Genomic DNA, 16,449 nt, shown 5'->3' with positions numbered 1-16,449 from the left:
TCGACGTTGTGTATTTCGAATTTCTTGATCTGTCTGTAAAGTTTTCAAAGAGCCATCTGTTTGTGAGAAGATCAATGTCTCTCACAAGGCTTGTTTATCATATCATCTGCAGAAATCTCTGTCAACAGTTATTTGTGAATTTCTTCATGATTTTCACTTAAGCTGTTTTCTTCGATATCTAAAGGTGATTTGACGACTGAGAGAAGCGATTTCCCTCAGCGCTCAATTAGAATACCACGCGCTAACATTCGATGCAAGCAATTTGTATGCGATTTTTCTAATATTTTTCACGAGACTTTTGACCCGTTTCCCTATGCAATCTGAATCCGATACTTTCCTCTCTCTTTATGTTTATTTATCCGCTCTCCAGCACAAATCCTGAAAATCAGATATCCGTTCAATCCCCGCCTTTTCCAGATCGTCCAGATTGGCTTTCTGCACCTGAGGATTTGCCGACGAAGTGCAGTTTTCGAGCAGAATCGTCCGATAGCCGTACTGAAAGGCGTCAAAGGCCGTGGCCCGTACGCAGTTTGGCGTCTGCGTTCCGCTCACCAGCACAGTCTCTATCCCTCTTTGTTCCAGTTCCTCTTTGAGCGTAGTCTGAAAAAAAGCACTGTAGCGCGTCTTGGGGATAAAGAGATCTTCGGGCGCTCTGTACAGTCCCTGAGCAAGCGCAAAACCCGATCCCGATGGATGGAACAGATCACACTGATCCAGATCTTCCAGTTTCTGTCTGCGGAAAGCTTCGAGATCACTGCCGTCTTTCGCATGCAGACGGCATACCCAGGCGATCGTCACGCCAGCATTTCTCGCTTCTTCTACGGTCGCCGCCAGCGCGGGAATCGTTGATCTGGCCATCGCTACGCAAAATGGAGAGTCGGCATCCACAAATCCTTTCTGCATATCAATAATCAGCAGGATTGTCCGATCTGGATTCAGTTCAATTGGCTTCATAGTCTTTTCCTCTATCGATTTTTTATCTGTTTTTCCCTGTATGGAAAAGCATGCAAAATTTTCTTTTCGTCTTCAACAGAGCCTTTCGCCTTTTGAAAACGAATGGTTTGTATTTCTTTGCTTTTCCATTGAATCCCGCATTTTCCAGAAACGCGTTCGGCGGCCTGGATCCTCTGCCTTCTTTTATCTTCTTCTTTAATATTCTTCATTTGCGCCGAACCGACCCCGATCACACCGGCTTCATTGAGCTTTAGTTAGCCAGATGAAATAATGAACACAGTATTTGTGCCTGTCGGGATTAAAAATTCTCTTCCAGAGTTTCTTAAAGAACTCCTGCGACGGCATTTTCGTCCGTGGAAACCGGACTTCTCAAGAAAGAAAAAGAAAGGTACACGGCTATGGCATCTTCATCCAGGAACCCATCTTCTGAACACCAGCCTCGCTCTTCCAGGACACGCAGACGGAAAACCGGGTGGATCTGGGTTTCCGCAATTGCGGCTGGAGCCCTGGTCTGCGGCGTTCTCTTTTTTGGAAATCGCTTTTCTCCTTCCCGCTGGGTCAGCATGGATGGAAATTCAGCAGACCAAGCCAGTGAAAAGAGCGGGCAGCCGACCGCCGGCGCTCAAAAAAGCGGGGATTCCACTTCGTCTTTTACGTTTACCGGCGTTGGCGACAATCTGCTTCACGATACGATTTTCGTCTACTATGAGCAGGACCACAACAGCAGGGATTTCACCCCGATTTATGAAATGACCGTTCCGTATTTTCAAAGTGCAGACCTTGCCTACTGCAACTTTGAAACGGTCTGCGCCGGCGATGCGTTTGGCCTTTCCGGCTACCCCGCCTTCAATGGGCCGATCGAAATGATCGATTCGCTGATGGCTTCCGGCTTTGACTGGTTCTCCATTTCCAGCAATCACTCTCTGGATGCAACAGCGCAGGGCCTGATCTACGAAAAGGAATATATGCGCGAACATTATCCGGATCTTTCCGAAACCGGTGCCTTTGTCAGTGAAGAAGACGCAGCCGCGCCCGTTGTTCGAAACATCAACGGCATTCGCGTTGGACTTTGCGGATTCACCTACGGTCTGGAAGGCGCCATTCCCGCAGATATGCCCTGGCTCGTGGATGTCTACCGCAGCGGAAACGGACCCATCAACTATGAACTGATCGATCAGAAGCTCGACGCCCTGAACGCCGTCAGCGATGTGCAGATCGTCGCGATGCACTGGGGCGACGAATATCAGACCTCCCCAAATGCGGAACAGATTGAAGTCGCGAACTATCTGAACTCCAAAGGGGTGGAAGTAATCATCGGTACCCATCCGCATGTCATCGAGCCGGTTGAAATCATCAAAAGTCCCGAACAGGAGACGCTCGTGTACTACTCGCTGGGCAATTTCGTCTCCGCGCAGAACACCAACGAAACCATGGTCGGCGGCATGGCGAACTTCACCCTGAGCTACGATTTTGATACGCATAAAGCATCCTTTTCCGATATCCGATTCACCCCGACGATCACCTGGATCTCGCCGGATCTTCGCGAATACCGGACTACGACCATTCACGAATATAACGACGATATGGCCGCTAATCATTACATCACTGCCGAAGGAATGGACATTTCCAAAAGCTGGGTACAGTCTTTTGTCGATTCGGTCATGAGAAAACCGGACGGTATCGAAATCGTTCTGGAGTAAATACGCGTTTTCTTCTGCAGGGATGGCAATCAAAGACTTTGTTCTTTTCAGTTGCCGTTCTGGAGCTGAACCTTTCTGAATCGTCCTGCAGAAGCAAAACATACAGGTGTATTGAAATATGAAAGGAGAAGGTATGAAAAAACCAAAATACTGGTGGATTGGCGCGGGGCTGATGGCCGGCTTTTTCGCTCTGACTTCCCTGTGGGACTACGTGCGCTATTTTCTTTCCGCGCCGGTCGTCTCTTCCGCCCCGTACTGGGCGTTTGTGACCGCACGCGCCATTGAATTTCTGACGCCTGCCGCCATTCTGGCTGTTGTCGCTCTGGTTTTACAGGTGCGCAGCCGTCGATCGGCCGCCAGATAATTCGGCGTCATAGGGGATTGGCGCATTCTTTCCTTTGGCCAATGCCGATCTGGATTCGAATAGCTTCGCAATTCCGTTTTTTCGTATTTCCGATCCCCTCCCTCGCACCCCGCTGCAGGTGTTCAAAAAGGAGAAAGCTCCTGTACTTTTCCGTCGTTCAATTACGGCGAAAGAGACAGGAGCTTTTCTGTTTATCTCAATGTGAAAAGAGACCCGCCTGCGGATCACTTTCTGGCGTTCATCTGCGCTCTGGCTTCTTCCAGAACAGACAGAGCAGCCAGCGTTTCCTCTTTGTATTTCTCATAGGCTTTTTCATCGTGGCTGGAAATTGCTTTTTCAAAATCCGCAAATTCATAAACCATGTGCAGGCCCTGATCGATGGAAATCTGTTCGGCTTCATTCTTTTCGTTTTCTCTGGCCGGAGCGACGAAGTCGATATATTCCATTTTCCCGGTACTGCCTTTTCCAATACGGAAGGTTCCCTTTTCCCCCTGAATGACGGCCAGATAGTCGCTGGAAGAATCCTTGGATCCAATAGATGTAACGATCCATTCAGGATAAATCAGAATCAGAACGCCGCTCGAATCGATGCCGTTCCATCCCTTGAGCGGATAATAGAAGACTTCCTTCGGCTTTCCAAACAGAGCCAATGCAAGATGGATGTTATAAATGGCGATATCCATCAGCGCACCGCCTTCCATTTCTGGATTGAACACATTATCGACAATGCCTTCCATGTACCGTGTGTACTTCCGGGAATACTGCGAAAAGTTGAAGACGCATTCCCGGATTTTTCCCGCTCTGGAAAGATTGTCCTGAAGAATATGGAAGTTTGGGGTGTGAATGCTAGTGATGGCTTCAAAAATCATTACACCGTTTTTCTCAGCAAGATCGAAGAGTTCCTGGGCCTGAGCGACGCTGGCCGCAAACGGCTTTTCGAGAATGACGTTCTTGCCCGCTTCCAGCGCTTTTTTTGCCTGCGGTACGTGCAGAGAGTTTGGCGAAGCAATATAGACGGTATCGATTTCTTCATCCGCCAGCATTTCCTCCAGATTGTCATACGTCTTTGTAACATGATGGCGATCGGCGTACGCTCTGGCTTTTTCCATTGTCCTCGAATAGACAGCGGCTGGTTCAATGGAAGGAATCTGGGCGAAGGACGCGTAAGCCTGATCCACAATCGCACCAGAGCCGATAGTTGCAATTTTCATAGTTCCTCCTAAATACCGCTTCTTTCAGAGTTGGAAAAGAAGCTCCGGGAAAAGCGGTTTTCTTATGATCATCATGCCATAAGTTGCGCTCTTTCCATCCCGGATTTTGAAAGTCTGCACCAGGTAAACATACGAATCGTAAAAACAGCCGCCAACGAAATGGCGGCATATTTTAGTAATGCGTGGTTCTTCCACAAAAGGATTTTTCAAAGGCATTCCGTCCCAGACGATCCTAATCACACCGACTATTTTCGGTCATGGGGCGGATGGAGGAACTCTTCAGTCTGTCTCCCGCTTTGTTAGTAAACCTCTAGTATTTCTCGGTTTTCTTCAGACGCGCTCCGTTAAAACGGCCATTCGGTCTTTTGACCACTAGACGATTTCGCAGGGTGCCTTTATTGAGCGTCGTGCGGATCACAGCGGTCTTCTTTGGGGAAGCGCCGACCTTTTGATAAATCGCCAGGATTTCTTCCATGCTGATCGTGTCCATAAATCTTCCTCCCGTTTTTCGTGGATCTATGCTCGATTGTATCCAGTTTTTAACATCTCGTGTCATTTCCGCGAACAATAATTTATTTTTACATACGTTTCTTTTTCATCGGATGTCTACTGGATTCAAAATATTCCTCTGCACGTCGGTTGACAAGCTGCCGTCCATTCGCAGGGGCGGTTCTCCTGGCTGGCTTAAAACGTATAAAAAAGCGGTCTGTATAAACGCGCCCGTACTGTCGTACGCGACCTGGCGGTTTACACAGACCGTAATTTTTAATAAGGAAACAAATGCTCTTTCCTGCAAAAAGCTGCTATATGCGGATTTCTCTATTTTCCAGATTTCAGCTGAGGCTGTTCAACTGCGGAATCTTCCGAATCCGGCTGGGCGGTCTTCAAAGAAGAATCCGTCCTGTTTGCGACCTCGGCTTCAGGAGCTCCTTCCGGCTGAGTGCCTGGCTTGATGCCTGACACTGCTATAGAAGCGTCCGTTTCTGCCGTTGCCTCCAAAGTCGAAGATTCCGAATCTGGCGCTTCTGGAGAAACGTTGTTTTGCTTTGCCGGGGCTGTCATTGTGGATCCGTTTTCGCTCTGGCTCTGGACTTTCACATCCGTTCTGGGCGTCAACTCGACAGCGGAAGCGGCAGCAATATCCGTTTTTTCGGCTTTGGATTCGGTCATCTCAGGCGCGCTGGATGCTTCCAATGCCGATTCGTTTCTGGCGGCTTCGTTTACCGTCAGTCCTTCCTCAAGCAGATGCTTATGCTTCTGGGAAGCAGCCGGTTTATTTTTCCGGGAACGAGAAGACGATTTTATCGAGTCCTCCTGTGTCCTGGATTTTGATTGGGCAGCCGGATCCTTGCCGGACATTTCCTCTGGCGAAGCGGAAGACTTATGGTTTCGATTCTGTCGGTTCTTTCTGGAACGGCTTTTCTCTCTGGAAGACGCATTCGCTTTTCTGGAAGCCGAATCGCTCTGGCCTTTTCTGGACGCGCCGGACGATTCCTTGTTTTTGGACGCGTCTGTCTGGGCGTTTTCCTTTTTGTCCTTGCCTTCGCTCGAAGACTTTTTCTGTTTTTGATCCGGAGCCGCTTTTTTGAACTGCGAAGTCTGTCTTCTGGAGTTGCCCCAGTTTTGCACGTTCAGATAGGAAACTGGATTGCTGGTGTTTTTGAAGCGGCTGCTGCTGCGTTTGGGCACATCCCGGTAAATCCGGAAGCAGACGCCGTCTTCTGTATTCATGCCTTCGACTTTGTACTTATTGGCCTGAACGACTTTGGCGACGATGGACAGACCTAAGCCAAAGCGTCCGCCCTCGCCTTTGATATACGGCAAAAACAGAGACTGAATTCTCGATTCATCCATCTTTGGACCGTCGTTGGAAATGCGCAGGTCATTTTCATGGAGTTCGATTTTGATATAGCTTTTCGAGTAGCGGAACGCGTTCTGCAAAATGTTTTCGATGGCTACGCGCCACGCTTCGAGAAGGCCGTCGAAGTAGACTTCTTCAAGATCGGTAATCAGTTCGATTTCCGGACGGATGACCTTGGCGTTAAGAACGACTTCTTCAATGACTTCCTTCATGTTGGTGGATACGCCTTCCGCATCCGAGGAAACCAGATATTCGACGCGGTTCATGTACAGCAGCGAATGGACTTTCTGCTCGAGGCGGTTGGCGTTATCGAGGATGACGTCAACGCTGCCTTCCAGGTCGCCGTAGGGATAAATGCCGTCCTTGATGGATTCGGAATACGACTTGATCGTTGCGATCGGCGTCTTTAAGTCGTGCGAAATGTTGTGAATCATTTCTTCCTTGGACTTCTGCTGCTTGGCCAGCTCTTCGGTCAGCGCACGCAGTTCCTTGGCTACATCGCCGATCTCGTCATCGCGGTTGATGTACAGATCGACATCCTTGCCTTCCTTGATCTGCGTGATGTAGGACTTGATCTGGTTGAGCGGATGAATAATCGAGAACACCCAGAACAGAAGCACCATAAGCATCAGGAAGAACACAAGAACGGTGATGTAAATGGTGGAATCCATCAGCGAGGAGCGCATTTCGCCCGCGTACGTATCGTTCATGAACGACACGACAATCGTTGGCGAACCATTCGTATCGACCCGCTCTAACCGATAATAGTAAAGCCGGTCATGATTTTTTTCGATTCCCTGCCGGACGAGCACGCTCGCATTGGCCCGGACAGAAGGCGAATTGCCGTCGGACTCCGTCTCAAGCGCAGCGGCGGGCACATGCGCGCGCAGCAGTTCGTGTATTTTCGGCGTAAGACTGCTCAGAAATTCCTGACTGGCCGGATCGTCGTCCTTGGAAATGATCACCGAGTTATTCGGCGTAACGATGGCCGTGCGGATGTTGGGATCGCCGGACAGGAAGTTGAACAGTTCCTGGTCGTTGCTGGTGCTCTTGCCGTTGACAACCGCCTGAACGATCGGTTCCTGTCGGGCTTCAAGCAGATCATACATCTGCCGGTTGATCGCGTTGCTCACGCTGTCGGAAAGGAAAAACAAGAAAAACAGCACGAGGAAAACGATCATCATCAAAATCAGAACCATCACCTGCTGGGTGAGGGACAGCTTGCGAAATTTTCCCTGAAAAAATTTTTTCATCGGCTAGCCTAAACGGTATCCGTACCCGTAAATCGTATGAATGTTGAGCTTCGGCAGTTTCTTGCGCAGACGACGCAGGGTGTCATCGACAACGCGATCGCTTCCGAAGTAGTTTTCATCCCAGACGTTTTCCAGGATTTTTTCGCGCGAGAAGGCGATGCCCTTGTTCTTGATGAACATCATGAGCAGGTCGAACTCCTTCGTGGTCAGTTCGATTTCTTCCTGATCGGAATACACTTTGCGCTGTTCTTCATCGAGTTCGTAGCCGTCGATGAAAATGCGGTTGTTGGAATCCTTGTAGGCGCGGCGGATCAGATTGTTGACGCGAAGAACGAGTTCCTTCGGAGAGAACGGCTTGGTGATGTAGTCGTCGCATCCTTTTTCCAGTCCGATAATGCGGTCGAATTCCTTATCCCGTGCGGACATGAAAATAATCGGCGTATCCGGATTGGTCTGGCGGATTTCCTCAAGCAGATCGAAGCCGGATTTGTCATCGAGCATGATGTCGAGAATCCACAGATGCACGTCTTCATCCTTGGCGTGCGCGCTGGCTTCTTCATAGGTGTAGTAGGAATGGACTTCGTAGTCCTCTTTCATAAGGTACTGAGCGACAAGATTATTAATATCCTTCTCGTCTTCGACAATATTGATTACTCGTTTCATGGTTTTGCCGTTTGGCATGGCTGTTCCATGCAAAACGTCCCTCCTTTCCAGCATGCGTATTCAACATGAGAACGTAAGGCGCTTTGGGCGTCTTCTTTTTTTACAAGAGTTTTACGGATTTGAAATCTCTATTCAGATTCGCAAATCGAAATAAATCCAGAATTAAAGCGTCTGTATTTTCGGGTTACTGGACGGCGTAGCCTTTTTCGATGATCAGATCCGTCACCATATGGACGTACGTCTCGCACTCTACCTGCGTCGGAGCTTCGACCATGACGCGAATAAGCGGTTCGGTGCCGCTTGGGCGAACCAGAATGCGGCCGTTGTCGCCGAGACCTTCTTCCGCCTGATGAATGCGTTCCTGGATATCGACGTCGTTCAGGACGATCGTCTTGTCCTTGACCGTTACGTTTTCCAGCAGCTGCGGATAAATGGAAAGGCCTTTGGAAAGTTCCTGAATGGTGGCTTTTTCCTCCTGAATGGTCTGGAGCAGTTTCAGCGCGGTCAGCAGGCCGTCGCCGGTCACTTCATCGCCGTAAAAAATAATGTGTCCGGACTGTTCGCCGCCAAGACGGTAGTCGTTGCGGCTCATCTCCTCATAGACATATTTATCGCCGACCGGAGTCTGTACAAAATCAAACGCATCCCGCTGGAACGCTTTGTACAGGCCAAGGTTGGCCATGACGGTCGTTACAACCATATTGTCTTTGAGTTCGCCGCGTTTGCGCATGGAATGACCCAGAATATAAAGAAGGTAATCCCCGTTGATCAGATTTCCATCGGAGTCCACCGCGATCAGGCGATCGGCATCGCCGTCAAACGCCAGACCGAGGTCACATTCGTTTTCCACCACGTACTCCTGCAGACCTTCCGGATGGGTCGATCCGCAGCGGTAGTTGATGTTGACTCCGTTTGGCGAGTTGTTAATCGCATCCACCTGGGCGCCGAGGCCGTCGAGCGTTTCGACTGCAGTCGCGCAGGCGGAACCGTTGGCCAGATCCACCGCGATGTGCAGGCCGGTCAGATCAACTGGAACGGTCTTTTTCAGGTTGGACATGTAAAGTTCCAGTCCCTGATGCCAGCTGAAGTATTCGCCGACGCCGTCTCCGGTCGCCAGCGGCACTTCGCTTTTTCCGTCCATATAGTCTTCAATGGCCAGCAGGATGTCCTCATCCATTTTGATGCCTTCGTGATTGAACACTTTAATTCCATTGTCGTAATACGGATTGTGCGAAGCCGAAACCATCAGGCCGGCATCGAAATCTTCGTGACGGACCAGGTAGGATACGGCTGGTGTCGGGCATATGCCAAGCAGATACACATCCGCGCCCGTACTCACAGCACCGGCAGCCAGACCGAGTTCAAACATCGATCCGGAAAGACGCGTATCGCGTCCGATCAGAATTTTGGCGTGCTTTTTATTTTGCGAATAATACCAGCCAAGCCACTGGCCGATTCTTACCGACTGATCGAGCGTGAGCTCTTCATTGGCGCGCCCGCGCACGCCGTCGGTTCCAAAGTATTTTCCCATGGCAGATCGTCTCCATTCTTTTCTATAGATTGTTCTGTATATGCTTTTGCGAGCCGCCTGAATCAAAGGGGAAGCCGGCTCGTTTCGTTCTTTGTTTTTCAGGAGCAGCAAAGCGTTCTGGCTGCTTTGGGCTGATCCCGGCAGGCAAGAAAAGCAGCTGCTCCCGGGTGTTCTCTTTTTGGACTGTCCTCGTTTTTTGTGCATGTACGGTGAAATCCGGGCAGTTCCAAATCTATTTTATTGTACCGATCAACGTATTTAAAATCACAAAATAAAACAGGATCTGTGCAAGGCAGACCCTGTTTGCGGTTTATTCCATGTACAGGACGATTTGACCTCCTGTATTTGCGAATTTTTTCTACTTCAGCGGATTAGAAGGCATTGTATTGTCTGCCGCCTTGGACGAATCCGTACTGGAACTGTCGCTTGCCTTTTTATCAGCGGCATCCGGTCCGGCGGTTTCCCCGTCGGGACTGCCGTCGCTGACTAAGCGGACATCGGCCGTAACGGTCGATGGCGTGATCGATACGTTGACCTGCTTGCCGGAACTGTCGTAGGCGACGAGCGGGACTTTGGCCTGGAAGGAGCCTTCATAGCCGGATGTGTCGACAATCGCACGAACGAAGCGAATGGAGTTGAGCTTGTCGCGGGTGGCCTTGATCGTTACCGAACGCGTCGAAAGGCTCGGTTTCTGATAGGCGTTGATCGACTGGCCGGCTCCGACGATCAGATCGGCGGAAATGAAATACGTTTTCGTATATTTGCGGGAAAGTACCGCGTTGACGGTTTCCGGATTGACGGTAACGTCCAGACCGGTCGGCAGACCGGAAGCGGTCAGGGCGACGGTATTGGATCCTTCGCCGGCGTTGCGCAGATCCGCGGTGATCGAAGCGGAGTTTTGCGTACGGACAAGCTGAATGTCCGCGCTGTCGCCGACGACGGTAATATCCGCGGTCGACGGGACGCCGGAAACTTCATAGCTGTTTTCATCCACAAGAACTTCGACTGGAACTGCGGTCAGATTGAGCGTGAGCGCATCCGATCGGAACAGATGGTAGGACAGATCCTGATAGTTGATGACCAGGCAGACGATAATGGCGATTACGCCGGAAATGGCCAGACTGCGTTTTTCGCTGTAAATGATCCGGTCAAAAAGACGGGAGATCCGTGACGTCGCAGCCGATAAAATACGGGTCAGCCGTTCCAGAAAGCGCTGAACGGACCCTGGCTTTTTCTCATCCATTGCCGTTGCCTCCTTCACTGCTGTTTTTCGGCTCGCTTGCGGGTGCGGCACTCAGGGTGCTGACGACTTCGAGCGGTTTGACACGATCGTCTTTTTTATCCCGTTTCTCGCGGGGAACGATGTACTTGTTCACCGGCTCATCCGAGCGTTCGTCCCGCAAAGACTTGCCAAGAGAATTCGAGAGATTTTTCGCGGATTCGATCATCGGCTGGAACATGGAAGAGCGCTGGGTATCTTCCTTGACCAGACGCTTGGTCAGATAGCGGCGCAGACTTTCCGGCGTGTATTGCGTCAGCACACCTTTCTGCGCTACGGAAATGTTTCCGGTTTCTTCCGAAACGACCAGCGTAATGGAATCGGTCACTTCCGAAATGCCGACGGCAGCGCGGTGTCTGGCTCCGTATTTGGACGGGAGTTCCTGCGCAGTCGAGGGGAAATAGGCGGCAGCGCAGATGGCTTTATCGCCGTCGATGATCATGGCGCCGTCATGCATCGGCGTACCGTACTGGAAAATCGTTTCGATCAGTTCGCTGGTCACATCGGAATCGAGCGAGATGCCCGTTTTGGCGTAATCTTCCATGGACTGCGCCATCTGGAGCGAAATAAGCGCGCCGGTTTTCGTTTTGGACATGTCCGCGACAGCGGTGACGAGCTGATCCACCAGATGGTTCATGCGGCTGGCGGAAAGATTCGGTTTATACGCGGTATTGGTCGTTCCGACTTTTTCCAGCATGGAACGAATTTCCGGCTGCAGAACAATCAGAACAACGATCATGCCCCAGCGCAGAACGATATCCAGCAGGGTGGATACGGTTTTCAGCTGGAGAACGGTGACGAGAAACTGAAACAGCAGCAGCGCCAGAATGCCTTTGACAATCTGTACGGTACGGCTGTTGTTTCGAATGATACGAATGCATGCGTAAATGAGTGTCCACATTACGCAGATGTCGAGAAGAAGGCGAAGAATCAGTCCGACATCTCCCAGGTTCATCTAGATCCCCCCCTTTTTCTTCCTAATTCAGGAAAACCTCTTCGTACGAAGAGGTTTTTTAAGTTAGTCTTATTGTTCTATTTTGTCAAAGCGTCATCAATAAATTCGCCCACAGTTGCCACAATCTGTCTGGCGTTGTCCTGCACTTCTGCCGGAGCCGCGGCTACGGCTGCGGAATGGTCTACGCCCGAAAGCATCGGGATGTCGTTGTAGGAATCTCCGATCGCGTAAATGTCGTCGTCGTCCGCGCCGACATACGCGCAGATGAATTCAAGGCCGGTGGCTTTGGATGTGCCTTTGGGTACGACGTCAACGACGAAATTATTGTTATAGGCGACAACGATTTCCCCAAAGAAATGGTTGATCTGGTCGGCCAGATCCATGGCGCTTTCCGGCGTTACGCAGGAGAAGACGATCTGCGCGAAGTTGCCGATATCCATGACTTTTTCCTCCGGCAGTTCCTGCTTGAGCTTGGGATAGCGATGATCTTCCAGGTTTGGATGTACGTCGACTTTGTAGCGCTTGACGCCGTCGTTGACCACGTAGCTCACCACATCCGGATGCTCATGGGAAGCGAACATCAGGTCAATTGCGGTAATGGTGTCGAGCGTGGAGGAAAGCAGTGCGTTTCCGTCTTTGTCGAAAGCCATTCCTCCGTTATTTGTTACATAATAATCAACAGGAATCTTAAATTCTTCCGTTTCGCCGGAAATGGATTCCATCGAGCGGCCAGTCACGATGACAAACAGATTGCCAGCGTCGCGCCAGCGGTGGATCGCATCGAAATCAGCCGGCAGCACCGATCCGCCAAATTTCAGGGTGCCGTCGTAGTCAGTTGCGAGTAATTTCATAGGTTTTCCTCTTTCTTATTTACTGTGAAACCACATTCTTTATCATTATAGCAAGCAATTCAATCAAATCGACAATCCTTAACAGGTTTCCTGTCGAGCCTCGCAATTGTGCGATCCCGTCCTCTCCTCCGGCTTTTTCCGGATGAAAGCGGTATCAGAAAGGAGCAGCATCATGATTCGTATTCTCTTTGTCTGCCATGGCAACATCTGCCGCTCGGTTATGGCCGAGTGGATTTTCAAGGACCTCGTTTCTCAGAAAGGTCTTTTAAACGATTTTGAAATCGACAGCGCCGCCCTCTCCTCCGAAGAAACCGGCAATTCGATTTACCCGCCCGCAGCCGCCGTATTAAGAAAGCACAATATTCCCTTTGGTGAACATTACGCGTGGCGTCTGAGGGCCGATCAGCTTTCGAACTACGATCACATTTACTACATGGATGAAGAAAACGAATACCTTCTCGAACGGCTTGTGCATTCCTCGAAGCTTCCCTTGTTTATCGAACCGCTTCTTGAACACGGTCAGATCGCCGATCCCTGGTATACGCGCAGCTTTGAAAAGGCCTTTTCGCAAATCGAGCAGGGCTGCAAGGAGCGGCTAGACCAGCTGATCGCGTCAGAATAGTCCGTCCGATCATTCGGCAAGACCCTACGGAAAACCAGACTGAACGCAGCCCGCAAAACCCATCAGACACGCCCCGCAAGGAGGAAAAAGGATTATGAAAACACCCGTACGCCAGAACCTGCACACCCATACGCAATACGATGACGGAAAAGACTCCCTCATGGCCATGACCGAAGAAGCTATTGCCAGAGGCTTTACCGTTCTCGGCTTTTCCGGTCATTCCCCCAACCATCCGCTCGACTCTGGATCGATGGACGCGAACGGTATGGAACACTACCTCAAAGACTTTGAGGCCGTAAAAGAAAAGTACGAAGAACAGATCGATCTGTACTGCGGCATTGAGCTCGATTCCATGACGGATCTGGTCATCAGCGAAGACTATTTCGAAAATGCGGTAACGCCTTCCTGGTTTGACTACATCATCGGCAGCGTTCACTACGTGAGCATCCCAGAAACCGAAAAGAAAGAAGATTCTTCTTCTCTTGCCGGTCAGTCCATAGCGATCGATGAAAGCCGTGAAACGTTTGATTGCCTGCTGAACGAAGGCTTTGGCGGAAATATTTACGCTCTGGCTCAGGCGTATTATCAGAGCGTTCAGGAAATGATCCAGTCGCGTCCGATCGACATCGTCGGTCACATCGATCTGCTTTCGAAATACAACGAAGATGAACGCTACTTTGCCTTTGACGATGAAACGATACTCGACATGGCCATGAAAGCCGTCGAAGCCGGCATTAAAAAAGACGTGATTTTTGAAATGAATACCGGCGCTATTTCCCGCGGCTATCGAAGCCTTCCCTACCCGCATCCAGTTCTCTTTTCGCGCATGGTCGAAAAAGGTGCGCACTTCTGTATCAATACGGACTGCCACAATAAACAGGCGCTCGACCAGTCGATGCCTCTCTGCCTGGATCTGGCCAGAGCAGCCGGATTAAAAGAACTCTACGTTCTGGACAACGGATTTTTCATGCCCGTTTCTCTCGACGCGTTTGCGGACGCGAAGGACGTATCCGTCTCTTTATAAATCATCCCCCCGCTTAAGCTTCCGGGCCGTCCGTCCCGGAAGGTATTGGCGCCGATGAACAAGCTTGTTAGAATAAAAGAGCACAGATTTCCGCACAGAACGTCCGTCTGGAAATCGTACCAATGCGCCTGTATTCATATCTTTACGAATGGAGATGGATTATGAACCTCAAAGACTTAAAAGCCTACCACGCGTATTACGTCATGTCGGTAATCTTCTTTCTGTCCTGCCTGTTCTTTCGGGACATGGTTTTCTTCCCCCTTGGCTGCGCCATGATCTGCTTAGGCTGGGTAAAACAGCTTAAGGAAACCGGAAGAATTCAGGGCCGTCCTTCCCGCACCGTGACAGCGGATGCGGCTATCGAAACCGCTTCTGCGGACAAACCTTCCCTGTCGGAATAAGCGAACGCATTTTCAGCATTAGAAAAAATTGAAAGCCGGATTTCTGCCCCGCTGCAGAACATCCGGCTTTTTTCATGCCTGAAACCGATTGGTAAAAAGGCTTATGCGTGCTAAAGGAGGACATGCCTCCGGGATGTCTTCCTTCAAAAGACCTGGATCGATCTCGCAGTCTCTTACCGGAGGGCTGCTTCCTTCTGTTTTCAGGATCTGGATCTTCGGACAGGCAGAAATCTTCTGCCTGTGCTCTTCTCGCTTTTTATGCCTGTCGCTCTCTGCTCCGTTTATGGAATGGACAGCACAGAAGCACCGGATGGCACAGACCCAGCAGCCGCAAATCCGCCCGGCACGCCACGATTCCCGCCGCCTGCGCCTGGGCAGACCAGATTGCAGGCTAAGAGCCGGCTGTGCAGACAAAAGAGGAATTCCATTTGCCTAAAGCGCTGACGACGCACAAGCATGCAGAAGGATCGAAAGGCTTTTTTGCTTCGCGCGGCGAAACCGAAGCGGTGTACATTCTGACTTCACAGACGAAATACACACATTTCGGTAACGAACACGATGCGACAAATCTGCTCAATAGGCTCAAGTCGCTCGATAGTATCAAAGACGCCAATGCCATTTCGACGCTCGATCGGCACGAGCGAATACAAAGTCACGGACGCTCTGATGGCGCATTCGCAAGTCAGAGCCAACTGGTCGTATTACCAGATTCATACCAGCAATGTGTATGACCATGCACGCCTGACTGGGTGGACAAGCCTGCGGGATGGCAAGAACGGGGAGAAAACCTGGACAATTATGGAAGTCCGGATATGACGTATACCGGTCATGGAACCCTGATCCTTCCAGGAAGCTCGTTTGACGCATAGTATACCTGCGAAAAGAAATCGTCCATTTGAAAATGAATCGAGGGTTATGCCGCCGATTCCCTGGCTCGAATCGATGCCGGCGCATGGGCGGCGGGTACGGTATGGGACGGCTGACGTACAGTCAGTCCAAGCTTTTTCTTCTGCGCCCGGGAGAGCGGCACGTGCATGGAGTGATTCAGTTCCACTTCGTCCTTATAAATGCCGGTCAGATATTTTCCGTTGACCAGATAGGAAATATGTACGCGCAAAAAACCGTACTTGGAAAACGTTTCGTCGAGATCCGCGAGATTGAGACGGCGATGGAATTCACCCTTGCGGGTATGGAAATGAACATTTTTTCCAATTTTTTCCAAGTAATAAATATCGTCTACCGGAATATCAATCCGAGCTCCCTGGTACACGAGGGGATAGCTGGCTTCCTTCTGAGCCGCCTGCGCCATAAGGATGGAAGAATACAGCTGCAGATCATCGTTTAAATGGTCCTTGGACAAATAGAGGACACGGTTCCGGCTTTCCTTTTCGCGTTTAGCCTGGGGATTCTGACAGAGAAAAACGAACAGAGCCGAAGGGTTGTCATGGACGAAAAACGAATCAAAACGGGGCGTATCGAACATTTCATCAAAGAAGAAAATCTGATACGACTCTTCCCGCGTTGCTTTGGCCAGCGCCGAAGCTTTATAAAAGTGACGAAACGTCCAGTCGACTTCGGAAAACAGACCCGCCAGAAAAAAGGCAATGTCCTTGGTTTCCTTTTCATGTTCAAGAATCGCAATCTTTACCATGGTCTCCTCCTTCTGTTCGCAGGGTTTGCTCATGCAGCCTGTAAGGCCTTATCCAGGGTATGGGCAGGCGTTCGGGCGACAGGAACAAGGTGCCTTGCCCTTTCAAGCCGGGATGGTCTGCACAATTTC

At 50.4% G+C, this 16,449-nt stretch carries 17 protein-coding genes; 6 read left to right on the top strand and 11 right to left on the bottom strand.

Features of this window, described 5'->3' with window-relative positions; genetic code table 11:
* Window positions 1–351 precede the first annotated feature (351 nt).
* Window positions 352–954 carry a cysteine hydrolase family protein gene (locus tag Afil_RS06420; RefSeq protein WP_230267744.1) on the bottom strand — a complete coding sequence of 201 codons (603 nt, stop codon included), beginning with the start codon at window positions 952–954 and terminating at the stop codon, window positions 352–354.
* An 11-nt stretch (window positions 955–965) separates the two neighbouring features.
* On the bottom strand, window positions 966–1,163 hold the full coding sequence (locus Afil_RS06415; protein WP_230267743.1) for a hypothetical protein: 198 nt from the start codon (window positions 1,161–1,163) through the stop codon (window positions 966–968).
* A 354-nt stretch (window positions 1,164–1,517) separates the two neighbouring features.
* Here Afil_RS06415 and Afil_RS06410 point away from each other — a divergent pair, with 354 nt between their 5' ends.
* Entirely contained in the window at window positions 1,518–2,654 is a 1,137-nt protein-coding gene (locus Afil_RS06410) for a CapA family protein (RefSeq protein ID WP_230267742.1), read from the top strand.
* 133 nt (window positions 2,655–2,787) lie between these two features.
* Entirely contained in the window at window positions 2,788–3,018 is a 231-nt protein-coding gene (locus Afil_RS06405) for a hypothetical protein (protein ID WP_230267741.1), read from the top strand.
* Window positions 3,019–3,242: 224 nt separating this feature from the next.
* Here the strand turns inward: Afil_RS06405 and Afil_RS06400 are convergent, their stop codons facing one another.
* The 8 genes from Afil_RS06400 to Afil_RS06365 all read right to left on the bottom strand — a co-directional run bounded on the left by Afil_RS06400 (window position 3,243) and on the right by Afil_RS06365 (window position 12,622).
* A complete protein-coding gene (locus Afil_RS06400) occupies window positions 3,243–4,229 on the bottom strand; it encodes a Gfo/Idh/MocA family protein (protein ID WP_230267740.1) in 987 nt (328 codons plus the stop codon).
* A gap of 310 nt (window positions 4,230–4,539) precedes the next feature.
* Entirely contained in the window at window positions 4,540–4,719 is a 180-nt protein-coding gene (locus tag Afil_RS06395; RefSeq protein ID WP_230267739.1) for a hypothetical protein, read from the bottom strand.
* 329 nt (window positions 4,720–5,048) lie between these two features.
* A complete protein-coding gene (locus Afil_RS06390; protein WP_230267738.1) occupies window positions 5,049–7,343 on the bottom strand; it encodes a HAMP domain-containing sensor histidine kinase in 2,295 nt (764 codons plus the stop codon).
* Window positions 7,344–7,346: 3 nt separating this feature from the next.
* On the bottom strand, window positions 7,347–8,006 hold the full coding sequence (locus Afil_RS06385) for a response regulator transcription factor (protein ID WP_230267745.1): 660 nt from the start codon (window positions 8,004–8,006) through the stop codon (window positions 7,347–7,349).
* A 184-nt stretch (window positions 8,007–8,190) separates the two neighbouring features.
* Window positions 8,191–9,537, bottom strand: a complete 1,347-nt coding sequence (gene glmM / locus Afil_RS06380; RefSeq protein ID WP_230267737.1) for a phosphoglucosamine mutase — start codon at window positions 9,535–9,537, stop codon at window positions 8,191–8,193.
* Window positions 9,538–9,895: 358 nt separating this feature from the next.
* Window positions 9,896–10,780, bottom strand: a complete 885-nt coding sequence (locus tag Afil_RS06375) for a CdaR family protein (RefSeq protein ID WP_230267736.1) — start codon at window positions 10,778–10,780, stop codon at window positions 9,896–9,898.
* The gene (gene cdaA / locus Afil_RS06370; RefSeq protein ID WP_230267735.1) at window positions 10,773–11,771 is read right to left on the bottom strand and encodes a diadenylate cyclase CdaA; all 999 of its coding nucleotides are present in this window, start codon (window positions 11,769–11,771) and stop codon (window positions 10,773–10,775) included. Before cdaA ends, Afil_RS06375 begins: the two co-directional genes overlap by 8 nt.
* Window positions 11,772–11,848: 77 nt before the next feature.
* Window positions 11,849–12,622, bottom strand: a complete 774-nt coding sequence (locus Afil_RS06365) for an HAD-IIB family hydrolase (RefSeq protein ID WP_230267734.1) — start codon at window positions 12,620–12,622, stop codon at window positions 11,849–11,851.
* 172 nt (window positions 12,623–12,794) lie between these two features.
* On the opposite strand from Afil_RS06365, the gene Afil_RS06360 reads away from it, so the two are divergent.
* The 4 genes from Afil_RS06360 to Afil_RS06345 all read left to right on the top strand — a co-directional run bounded on the left by Afil_RS06360 (window position 12,795) and on the right by Afil_RS06345 (window position 15,485).
* Window positions 12,795–13,244 carry a low molecular weight protein-tyrosine-phosphatase gene (locus Afil_RS06360; protein ID WP_230267733.1) on the top strand — a complete coding sequence of 150 codons (450 nt, stop codon included), beginning with the start codon at window positions 12,795–12,797 and terminating at the stop codon, window positions 13,242–13,244.
* A 94-nt stretch (window positions 13,245–13,338) separates the two neighbouring features.
* The gene (locus Afil_RS06355) at window positions 13,339–14,268 is read left to right on the top strand and encodes a histidinol-phosphatase (protein ID WP_230267732.1); all 930 of its coding nucleotides are present in this window, start codon (window positions 13,339–13,341) and stop codon (window positions 14,266–14,268) included.
* A gap of 161 nt (window positions 14,269–14,429) precedes the next feature.
* The gene (locus Afil_RS06350) at window positions 14,430–14,669 is read left to right on the top strand and encodes a hypothetical protein (protein WP_230267731.1); all 240 of its coding nucleotides are present in this window, start codon (window positions 14,430–14,432) and stop codon (window positions 14,667–14,669) included.
* Between the two features lie 612 nt (window positions 14,670–15,281).
* The gene (locus tag Afil_RS06345) at window positions 15,282–15,485 is read left to right on the top strand and encodes a hypothetical protein (RefSeq protein WP_230267730.1); all 204 of its coding nucleotides are present in this window, start codon (window positions 15,282–15,284) and stop codon (window positions 15,483–15,485) included.
* Window positions 15,486–15,582: 97 nt separating this feature from the next.
* Here Afil_RS06345 and Afil_RS06340 read toward each other — a convergent pair whose 3' ends face one another.
* Window positions 15,583–16,320 (bottom strand): LytTR family DNA-binding domain-containing protein, encoded by a 738-nt coding sequence (locus tag Afil_RS06340; RefSeq protein ID WP_230267729.1) that lies wholly within the window; start codon window positions 16,318–16,320, stop codon window positions 15,583–15,585.
* Between the last annotated feature and the right edge of the window lie 129 nt (window positions 16,321–16,449).

The sequence above is a fragment of the Allobaculum fili genome (assembly GCF_020969955.1).
Taxonomy (GTDB): domain Bacteria; phylum Bacillota_I; class Bacilli_A; order Erysipelotrichales; family Erysipelotrichaceae; genus Allobaculum; species Allobaculum fili.
Note: the sequence above shows the minus strand (reverse complement) of the source record. Positions and strands in the feature narration are given on the sequence as shown.